The organism is Laspinema olomoucense D3b, assembly GCF_025370785.1.
Taxonomy (GTDB): domain Bacteria; phylum Cyanobacteriota; class Cyanobacteriia; order Cyanobacteriales; family Laspinemataceae; genus Laspinema; species Laspinema olomoucense.
Map to the genome: position 1 here is coordinate 1 of NZ_JAMXFA010000097.1, position 1,460 is coordinate 1,460.

Annotated in this window: 1 protein-coding gene; it reads left to right on the forward strand. The window is 39.9% G+C overall.

The features are described from left to right. Positions 1 to 130 precede the first annotated feature (130 nt). Positions 131 to 1,348, forward strand: coding sequence for an ISAs1 family transposase (locus NG792_RS28785; RefSeq protein ID WP_261237805.1), 1,218 nt, complete (start codon positions 131 to 133; stop codon positions 1,346 to 1,348). Positions 1,349 to 1,460: the final 112 nt, after the last annotated feature.

The window sequence follows — 1,460 nt, forward strand, 5'->3', positions numbered from 1 at the left end:
CAGGGCAAGCTCATCTAATTTGGTATAAATTGTACTTGACAAAAAAGCAATTATAGGGTTTGCCCCATTTAATGATGGGCAATTCTATAATGTCTAAAATAGTACATCGGCAACGCTTAGGTAAAACTTTATGGATAAAGGATTTGCACCAATTCAGACCACATCTAAATCCAAGTCAGGGCTGAACAAAAACCAACCCCTTTCCATGCAACAGTTACGAGAGAGCGTGTCACATTATTTTGATGACGTACCGGATCCGAGAGTTAACCGAACTAAACGCCACTTACTTAAAGACATTATTGTGATTGCCCTTTTATCCACAATAGCCGGAGGTGATGGATGGCAGGACATGGAAAATTATGGCATCAGTAAGCTGACTTGGTTAAAAGAATTTTTAGAGTTACCAAATGGTATTCCGAGCGATGACACGTTTAGAAGGGTCTTTGAACAATTGGATCCCAAAATTTTAGAACAAAAATTAACCTTATGGGTTCAGCACTTAATTAGGCCAGTTATCCAACAAGTTATTCCCATTGATGGAAAAACACTTAGAGGGTCTTATGACCGAGAAAATGGAATAAAAAACTTACATTTAGTCACCGCCTGGGCGAGTGAGAATCGATTGGTACTCGCCCAGGTTAAGGTGGAAAATCATTCAAATGAAATCACAGCCATTCCAGCCCTCTTAGAATTAATTGATATCACCGGAGCGACTATTACAATGGACGCTATGGGGACTCAAACTGAAATAATTCGGCTAATTCATCAAAAAAAGGCCAATTATGTGGTCACCTTAAAAAGCAACCATCCCACTCTTTATAATCAAGTCAAGAATTGGTTTAAAACCGCCCAAAGCCATCAATTTAAAGGGATTGAAATTGATGAAAATCATCAGACAGAATCCGCCCATAGCCGAGTTGAAACTCGAAAAGTTTGGGCTTTTCCAGTCGCGGCATTAGGAGGACTTTATAAACAAGAAGAATGGGTTGGTCTTCAAACTATTGTTGTAGTAGAACGATTCCGTTATTTATGGAATGGAACGACTCACGAAATTCAATTTTATTTAAGTTCTTTACCCCCCAATGCTCAGATTAATGGGCGGATTATTCGTCAACATTGGAGTATTGAAAATCAACAACACTACGTTTTAGATGTCACTTTTAATGAAGATAGCTGCCGGATTCGGTCATTACATAGCCCTCGCAACTTGGCTACCATCCGAAGGCTATCCCTGAATGCGGTCAATCAAGAAACTACTTTCAAGGGTAGCTTACGGCAGAAAAGGAAGCGGGCCGCTATGAATGATGGTTACATGATGCTTATTCTCAAATCCTTGTACCCAGACTGATTGAGCTGTTTTTACCCCCCCCTAGAATCTCTAATCCCAGACGGCTGTGCTCTAACTCTATAATTTCTCCTTGTCAAGTACAATTTATACCAAATTAGATGAGCTTACCCTG

Excerpts from the sequence above, each read along its gene's own strand:
- NG792_RS28785 (WP_261237805.1), top strand. The coding sequence starts at position 131 with ATGGATAAAGGATTTGCACCAATTCAGACCACATCTAAATCCAAGTCA.